Origin of the sequence: Mycobacterium sp. (genome assembly GCF_035499775.1) — a bacterium.
Classification (GTDB): domain Bacteria; phylum Actinomycetota; class Actinomycetes; order Mycobacteriales; family Mycobacteriaceae; genus Mycobacterium.
Map to the genome: position 1 here is coordinate 1 of NZ_DATJYB010000061.1, position 8072 is coordinate 8072.

At 69.8% G+C, this 8072-nt stretch carries 10 protein-coding genes and 1 pseudogene; all 11 read left to right on the forward strand.

Annotation, left to right across the window (positions count from 1 at the left end; all coding sequences use genetic code 11):
- A pseudogene (locus tag VML93_RS03755) lies at window positions 1–600 on the forward strand (cell division protein FtsH); the annotation flags it as partial.
- A gap of 16 nt (window positions 601–616) precedes the next feature.
- On the forward strand, window positions 617–1225 hold the full coding sequence (gene folE, locus VML93_RS03760; RefSeq protein ID WP_325607817.1) for a GTP cyclohydrolase I FolE: 609 nt from the start codon (window positions 617–619) through the stop codon (window positions 1223–1225).
- Window positions 1226–1246: 21 nt separating this feature from the next.
- Window positions 1247–2053 carry a dihydropteroate synthase gene (folP, locus tag VML93_RS03765; RefSeq protein WP_325607819.1) on the forward strand — a complete coding sequence of 269 codons (807 nt, stop codon included), beginning with the start codon at window positions 1247–1249 and terminating at the stop codon, window positions 2051–2053.
- Window positions 2046–2447 (forward strand): dihydroneopterin aldolase, encoded by a 402-nt coding sequence (gene folB, locus VML93_RS03770; protein ID WP_325607821.1) that lies wholly within the window; start codon window positions 2046–2048, stop codon window positions 2445–2447. The genes folP and folB overlap by 8 nt, the downstream gene beginning before the upstream one ends.
- On the forward strand, window positions 2444–2968 hold the full coding sequence (folK, locus tag VML93_RS03775) for a 2-amino-4-hydroxy-6-hydroxymethyldihydropteridine diphosphokinase (protein WP_325607823.1): 525 nt from the start codon (window positions 2444–2446) through the stop codon (window positions 2966–2968). The genes folB and folK overlap by 4 nt, the downstream gene beginning before the upstream one ends.
- Window positions 2968–3444, forward strand: a complete 477-nt coding sequence (locus VML93_RS03780; RefSeq protein WP_325607825.1) for a DUF3180 domain-containing protein — start codon at window positions 2968–2970, stop codon at window positions 3442–3444. The genes folK and VML93_RS03780 overlap by 1 nt, the downstream gene beginning before the upstream one ends.
- Before the next feature lie 84 nt (window positions 3445–3528).
- The gene (locus VML93_RS03785; RefSeq protein WP_325607827.1) at window positions 3529–4881 is read left to right on the forward strand and encodes a DUF6779 domain-containing protein; all 1353 of its coding nucleotides are present in this window, start codon (window positions 3529–3531) and stop codon (window positions 4879–4881) included.
- Window positions 4882–4992: 111 nt separating this feature from the next.
- On the forward strand, window positions 4993–5901 hold the full coding sequence (locus VML93_RS03790) for a Rossmann-like and DUF2520 domain-containing protein (protein WP_325607829.1): 909 nt from the start codon (window positions 4993–4995) through the stop codon (window positions 5899–5901).
- Entirely contained in the window at window positions 5898–6833 is a 936-nt protein-coding gene (gene panC, locus VML93_RS03795) for a pantoate--beta-alanine ligase (RefSeq protein WP_325607831.1), read from the forward strand. The genes VML93_RS03790 and panC overlap by 4 nt, the downstream gene beginning before the upstream one ends.
- Window positions 6833–7252: an aspartate 1-decarboxylase gene (panD, locus tag VML93_RS03800; protein WP_325607833.1), complete on the forward strand. Its 420-nt coding sequence runs from the start codon at window positions 6833–6835 to the stop codon at window positions 7250–7252. Before panC ends, panD begins: the two co-directional genes overlap by 1 nt.
- Before the next feature lie 2 nt (window positions 7253–7254).
- Window positions 7255–8072, forward strand: an 818-nt coding sequence (locus tag VML93_RS03805; RefSeq protein ID WP_325607835.1) for a type III pantothenate kinase, incomplete at its 3' end; no start/stop codon positions are given.

The following is an 8072-nucleotide window of genomic DNA, read 5'->3' on the forward strand; positions in this document are numbered from 1 at the left end:
GAGCTGCTGGAAAAGGAAACCCTGCACCGCCCCGAGCTGGAGGCGATCTTCGGCGACGTCGAAAAGCGGCCCCGGCTCACGATGTTCGACGACTTCGGCGGCCGTATCCCGTCGGACAAGCCGCCGATCAAGACGCCCGGCGAGCTGGCCATCGAGCGCGGCGAGCCGTGGCCACCGCCGGTCCCCGAGCCGGCCTTCAAGGCGGCCATCGCGCGCGCCAGCGAAGCTGCTGAGGCGCAGGTCGCGCAGTCGGGCGCCTCGGATGGAGGAGCCAGCGGCCGCGGTGCCAACGGTTCACCCGCCGGCTACGGCCAGGGCGGCCAAGGGGTGCCGCCCACCGGCCCGACCCAGCCCGACTACGGCGCCCCGGCGGGATGGCATGCGCCAGGATGGCCGCCGCAGCAGCCGCCGCGGGGCTGGTATCCGCCCGCGCCGCCCCCACCGCAATGGCAGCCGGCGCCCAGCTACCCGGGCCAGGCCCAACCGTCGTACTCGCCCTATCCGCCCCCGGATCAGCCCGCGCCGGAGTCGAAGGATGCCGAAAAGTCCTCTGGCCAAGACGAGGACGTGAGCCGGTCCAACCCGCCGGCCCACGGCTGACCACAGAGGAGATTCGATGGCCCTGCCGGATTCCCGTCCCGCGCCTGGCCGCATACGGGTGTTCGACCAGTCACGTGCCGAGGCCGCGATCCGCGAGTTATTGTTCGCGATCGGCGAAGACCCGGATCGAAACGGCTTGCAGGACACCCCGGCCCGCGTCGCGCGTGCCTACCGCGAGATGTTCGCCGGGCTCTACACCGATCCCGACAGCGTCTTGAACACGATGTTCGACGAGGACCACGACGAGATGGTGATCGTCAAGGAAATCCCGCTGTACTCCACCTGCGAACACCACCTGGTGTCGTTCCACGGGGTGGCCCATGTCGGCTACATCCCGGGCAATGACGGCAGGGTGACGGGACTGTCGAAGATCGCCCGGCTGGTGGACCTGTACGCCAAGCGGCCGCAGGTGCAGGAGCGACTCACCAGCCAGATCGCCGATGCGCTGGTGAAGAAGCTCGATCCGCGCGGGGTGATCGTCGTGATCGAGGCCGAGCACCTGTGCATGGCGATGCGCGGCGTGCGCAAGCCCGGCGCCGTCACCACGACGTCGGCCGTGCGCGGTCAGTTCAAAACCAGCGCCGCGTCTCGAGCCGAAGCGCTCGACCTCATCCTGCGGAAGTGAGTCGGCGCGCCTGTGCAGGTTATGGGTGTCCTGAACGTCACTGACGACTCGTTCTCAGACGGCGGGCGTTATCTGGATGCCGGCGACGCCGTTGCGCACGGCATGGCATTGGCCGCGCAAGGCGCGGGGATCGTCGACGTCGGAGGCGAGTCCACCCGGCCCGGTGCTACCCGGATCGACCCGCGGGTTGAGGCGAGCCGTGTGGTGCCTGTAGTCAAAGAGCTTGCAGCACAAGGTATTACCGTCAGCATCGACACCATGCACGCGGACGTGGCGCGAGCCGCGCTACAGAGCGGCGCACTGATGGTCAACGACGTGTCCGGTGGACGGGCCGATCCCGCGATGGCGCCGCTGGTGGCCGAAGCCGGCGTGCGATGGGTGTTGATGCACTGGCGGCGGGTGTCGGCCGACCGTCCGCATGAGGTTCCCGACTACCGCGACGTGGTGGGCGAGGTGCGTGACGAGCTGCTCGCCACTGTCGACGACGCCGTCGCCGCGGGTGTGGATCCGGCACAGCTGATCGTCGACCCCGGGCTGGGATTCGCCAAGACGGGACAACACAATTGGGCGCTGCTGCATGCATTGCCAGAATTGGTGGCCACCGGTATCCCGGTGCTGCTGGGTGCGTCGCGCAAACGGTTCCTTGGTACCTTGTTGGCCGGGCCCGATGGGTCGGCGCGCCCGGCTGACGGGCGTGAGACGGCGACCGCAGTGATTTCGGCACTGGCCGCCCTGCACGGGGCCTGGGGTGTGCGGGTGCACGACGTACAGGCCACGGTCGACGCCCTCAAGGTCGTCGGTGCCTGGGAGCAGAGAAGCGATGGCTGACCGAATCGAATTGCGCGGCTTGACAGTTCATGGCCAGCACGGAGTGTTCGAGCACGAACGCGCGAGCGGGCAGGACTTTGTCGTCGACGTAACCGTGTGGATCGACCTGGCCGACGCCGCCGCGAGCGACGACCTGGCCCACACCTACGACTACGGCGCGCTCGCGCAACTCGTCGCCGACGTCGTGGCCGGGCCCCCGCGCAACCTGATCGAAACGGTCGGGGGCGAGATCGCCGACCAGGTCATGGACGACCAGCGCGTGCATGCCGTCGAGGTGGTGGTGCACAAGCCGCAGGCCCCCATTGCGCAGCAGTTCGCCGACGTCGCCGTGGTGGTGCGCCGGTCGCGGCGCGGCGGACGCGGTTCGGTGATCCCGGCGGGCGGGGCCGTATGACGCGCGTGGTGCTGTCCATCGGTTCCAACCTGGGCGACCGGCTGACCCGGTTGCAGTCGGTCGTGGACGGGCTCCGGGAGGCGCAGGCGGCGGTACTGGCGGTGTCTCCGGTCTACGAGACGGACCCTTGGGGTGGCGTCGATCAGGGGCCGTTCCTCAATGCGGTGCTGATCGCCGACGACCCGGCGTGCGACGGGCAGGCCTGGCTGCGCCGGGCCCAGGAGTTCGAGCGGGCGGCGGGGCGGGTCCGCGGTCAGCGCTGGGGTCCGCGCAGCCTCGACGTCGACCTGATCGCCTGTTACCAGGCCGGTCCGGTGGAAGTGACCTCACGCGACAACAATCTGACGCTGCCGCACCCGCTGGCCCACCTGCGAGCTTTCGTCATGATCCCGTGGCTGGACATCGACCCGGACGCGCAACTGACGACCGCCGAGGGACCACGGCCCATCGCCCGGTTGCTGGGCGAGCTGAGCACAGCGGACCGGGAGGGCGTTCGGCCGACCGGACTGGCGCTGCGCTGATGGGACCGACCCGCAGGCGTGACCTGACCGCCGCGGTGGTCGGCGCTGCCGTGGTGGGCTACCTGTTGGTGATGCTGCTGTACCGGTGGTTTCCGCCGATCACGCTGTTGACGGGGTCCTCGCTGCTGGTGGTGGCCGTAGCCGAGGCGCTCTGGGCGCGCTACGTGCGGGCCAAGATCACCAGCGGCGAGATCGGCGACGGTCCTGGCTGGGTGCATCCGCTTTCGGTGGCACGCAGCGTGACGGTCGCCAAGGCGTCGGCGTGGATGGGCGCGCTGGTACTGGGCTGGTGGGTCGCGGTGCTGGTGTATTTGCTGCCACGTCGGTCGGTGCTGCGGGTCGCCGCCGACGACACTCCCGGCACGGTGCTGGCCGCCGTCAGCGCGCTGGCCCTGGTGATCGCCGCCCTGTGGTTGCAGCATTGCTGCAAATCGCCGCAGGATCCCACCGAGCACGGCGAGGGCGCGGAGAGCTGAGGCCGACTGCTCGACACGCTCGGGTGAGAATCGCCGGACGAGCGCGACACGCGGTTTGACCTCGTACAGGTACAGTCAGAGGCCATGACCGTTCTGTCCCGCGGCGCCCGGGCCCGGCGCGGCGGCCGCAGGCCGGGGTGGGTGCTCCTGACGGCGTTGCTGGTCCTCGCGATGGGGGCCAGTTCCGCTCTGGTCTTCACCAATCGGGTGGAACTCCTCAAGCTCGCTGTGATCCTGGCGCTGTGGGCCGCAGTCGCCGGTGCCTTTGTGTCGGTGCTCTACCGCCGTCAAAGCGACGCGGACCAATCTCGCGTGCGCGACCTGAAGCTGGTCTATGACCTGCAGCTGGACCGGGAGATCTCGGCGCGCCGCGAATACGAGTTGACCGTGGAGTCCCAGCTGCGCCGTGAGCTGGCCAGCGAGTTGCGTGCCCAGGCCGCCGACGACGTCGCAGCGCTGCGGGCCGAACTGGCCTCGTTGCGAACCAGCCTGGAGATCCTCTTCGACACCGACCTCGAGCATCGCCGGGCACTGGAGAAGCCGCAGACATTCGAGACCGAAACCACCCGCGGTTATGGCGACTGGACCCGCAACGGCGAGAGCCCACCCACCGACTGGGTGGCCAGCGACCGGGTGACGTCGGTGGTCCGCGACGACCACCCGAGCAACATGGCCGGCCGCCCCGACGAAGCGTCGATCATCGACGTACCCGAGGTAGGGGTACCGCCCGCCGACGGCGCACCAATGGCGCCGCCCCGGCCGGCACCGCCGCCGCGGGATCGCGTCAGGCTGCAGTACGAGGCCATGCCGCCGGTGCCCGAGCCGAGATTCGAGCCTCGCCAGCCACCGCCGCCGCCCCCACCACCGCCTCCGCCGCAACCCGAACCGCAATTGCAGCCGCCGGACTGGCAGCCGGTCGCCGCCGAGGGACAGTGGCTACCGCCCGGATCGCCCGGCGGCAACTGGGCCGGCGTCGACGGTGCCCCACCCGCCGCCCCGTCGGGCCGGCGGCGGCGTGCCCGGCATTCCGGTCCGGACGACCTCGCGGGCCCGGCGCCCGTGCCAGACGAGCCGATACCGCCGTACGCCGAATCGGGTCGCCGGGCGCGGTCGCGCCATTCGGCGGATTACCGCGACTTCGGCGTCGCGGGCCTGTCGGGCGCCGCGGGCCCGGTCGGCATGAACGAACCCGCGCCGGCCGCACCACCCCCACCGCCACCACCCCCTCCGCCCGGTCCGCCGCCCGCGCCGCCGCCGCCGCGACTGGCGCCGGCACCGCCTCCCGAGCCCGCCCCGAGGCATCGCGGCAGCGACCCGTGGGTGGACGGCGAGGACGAGGAATCCGCCCAGACCGGCGGTCAGTCGGTCGCCGACTTGTTCGCCCGACTACAGGTCGACCCGAGCGGCGGCGGCCGCCGCCGTCGGCGCAGCGGCTGAGCTGGGTCCTGGGCCAGTTTTCGACTACAGTCTTTCCTGACCGTCCGGTACCCCTTGGCTCGCCCGAATAAGGGGACTGGAACGTACCAAGAAATGTGTGAGGTCGCTGCGATGGTGCAGTTCGACGGTTTGCGTCCGGCTCGCCTGAAGGTGGGGATCATCTCGGCCGGCCGGGTGGGCACCGCGTTGGGTGTCGCGCTGGAGCGCGCCGACCATGTCGTCGTGGCGTGCAGCGCGATCTCCCAGGCGTCGCTGCTGCGGGCGCAGCGCCGGCTGCCGGATACCCCGGTGCTACCGCCGCCCGACGTCGCCGCCAGCGCTGAGCTGCTGCTTTTGGCGGTTCCCGACAGTGAACTCGCCGGTCTGGTGTCCGGCTTGGCCGCCACTTCGGCGGTGCGGCCGGGCACGATCGTCGCGCACACGTCGGGCGCCAACGGGGTGGGGATTCTCGCGCCGCTGACGCCTCGCTGCATACCGCTGGCCATTCACCCCGCAATGACGTTCACCGGCTCGGACGAGGACATCAGCCGATTGCCGGACACCTGCTTCGGGATCACCGCGGCCGACGACGTCGGGCACGCGATCGCGCAGTCGCTGGTGCTGGAGATGGGTGGGGAGCCGTTCTGTGTGCGCGAGGACGCACGTGTTCTTTATCACGCCGCGCTGGCCCATGCGAGCAACCACGTCGTGACAGTCCTGGCCGACGCGCTCGAGGCGTTACGGGCCGCCCTGCGCGGCAGTGAGTTGCTCGGTCAGCAAAGCGTCGACGACCAGCCGGGCGGCATCGCCGAACGCATCGTCGGGCCGCTGGCCCGGGCGGCGCTGGAGAACACCCTGCAACGCGGCCAGGCCGCGCTCACCGGTCCGGTGGCCCGCGGCGACGCTGCCGCGGTCGCCGGGCATTTGGCCGCGCTGGAGCGGGCCGACCCGGAACTGGCCCAGGCGTATCGGGTGAACGCCCTGCGCACCGCCCGGCGCGCTCATGCGCCCGGGGACGTCGTCGAGGTGCTCACCGCATGAAAACCACGTTCAAGCCCGGCGAGCTCAACGTCTACTCGGAGCCGCGCGATGTCACCGACGTGAGCCGCGCGCTGCGGCACACCGGCCGTCGGGTGATGCTGGTGCCCACCATGGGCGCGTTGCACGACGGGCACCTGTCGCTCGTCCGCGCCGCCAAACGGGTGCCCGGCTCGGTGGTCGTGGTGTCCATTTTCGTCAACCCGCTGCAGTTCGGCGCCGGCGAAGACCTCGACGCGTACCCCCGGACCCTCGACGCCGACCTGGCGATGCTTCGTGGCGAAGGCGTCGAGATGGTGTTCGCGCCGACGGCCGCGGCCATGTATCCCGACGGCCTGCGTACCACCGTGCAGCCCGGTCCGCTGGCCGCCGAACTGGAGGGCGGACCGCGGCCGACCCATTTCACCGGCGTGCTGACCGTCGTGCTGAAGCTGCTGCAGATCGTGCGTCCCGACCGGGTTTTCTTCGGCGAGAAGGACTACCAGCAGCTGGTGATGATTCGGCAGATGGTCACCGACCTGAACGTCGATGTCGCGGTGATCGGAGTGCCGACGATGCGGGAAGCCGACGGGCTGGCGATGTCGTCGCGCAACCGCTACCTCGACCCGGCGCAGCGGGAACTGGCCGGGGCGCTGTCAGCGGCGCTGCTGGCCGGCAGGACCGCCGCCCCGGCGGGCGCAGCGGCCGCGCTGGACGCGGCCCGTGCCGTGCTGGATGCGGTGCCCGCGGTGGTGGTCGACTACCTGGAACTGCGCGGCGCCGACCTCGGTCCGGCACCCGTCTGCGGAGTGGGCCGGCTGCTGGTCGCCGCCCGGCTGGGCACCACCCGACTCCTGGACAACATCGCTTTGGAAATCGGAGCAATCGAAGACGCCAGAACAATCGCCGGCACCGTCGGGCCGGACGAATATGCCGAATCACCTGGGAGAAACTGATGTTACGAACAATGCTGAAGTCGAAGATCCACCGCGCCACCGTCACGCAGGCCGACCTGCACTACGTCGGTTCGGTCACGATCGACGCGGACTTGATGGACGCCGCGGATCTGCTCGAGGGCGAACAGGTGACCATCGTCGACATCGACAACGGAGCCCGGCTCGTCACCTACGCGATCACCGGCGAACGCGGCAGCGGTGTGATCGGAATCAATGGTGCTGCAGCGCATCTCGTCCACCCTGGTGATCTGGTGATCCTGATCGCCTACGGAACCATGGAGGATGCCGAGGCGCGCGTCTATCAGCCGCGGATCGTGTTCGTCGACGCCCACAACAAGCAGGCGGACCTCGGCCACGACCCGGCTTTCGTGCCGCCTGACGCTTCCGAGCTGCTCGACCCTCGGATCGGTGTGCGGTAGCCGTGCTGCTGGCGATCGACGTCCGCAACACCCACACCGTCGTCGGGCTGCTGAGTGGTTCCAAAGAGCACGCGAAGGTCCTGCAGCAGTGGCGGATACGCACCGAATCCGAGGTCACCGCTGACGAATTGGCGCTGACCATCGACGGGCTGATCGGCGACGACTCCGAGCGGCTCACCGGCGCTACAGCGTTGTCGACGGTCCCGTCGGTGCTGCACGAGGTGCGGGTCATGCTCGACCAGTACTGGCCGTCGGTGCCGCATGTGCTGATCGAGCCCGGCGTGCGTACCGGAATTCCGCTGCTGGTCGACAATCCGAAAGAAGTGGGCGCCGACCGGATTGTGAACTGCCTCGCCGCATACGACCGGTTCAACAAGGCCGCCATTGTCGTCGACTTCGGATCGTCGATCTGCGTGGACGTGGTTTCGGCCAAAGGCGAATTTCTCGGCGGCGCGATCGCGCCCGGGGTCCAGGTGTCGTCGGACGCTGCAGCGGCCCGCTCTGCAGCGCTGCGCCGCGTCGAATTGGCCCGCCCTCGTTCGGTGGTCGGCAAGAACACCGTCGAATGCATGCAGGCGGGCGCGGTATTCGGGTTCGCCGGGCTGGTGGACGGCTTGGTCGGCCGCATCCGCGAGGACGTGGACGGCTTTTCCGGTGAGCTCGGCGACAAAGTCGCGGTCGTGGCAACCGGACACACCGCGCCGTTGCTGCTGCCCGAATTGCATACCGTCGATCACTACGACCAACACTTGACCCTGCACGGCCTGCGCCTGGTGTTCGAGCGCAACAGGGACGCCCAGCGCGGCCGGCTGAAGACGGC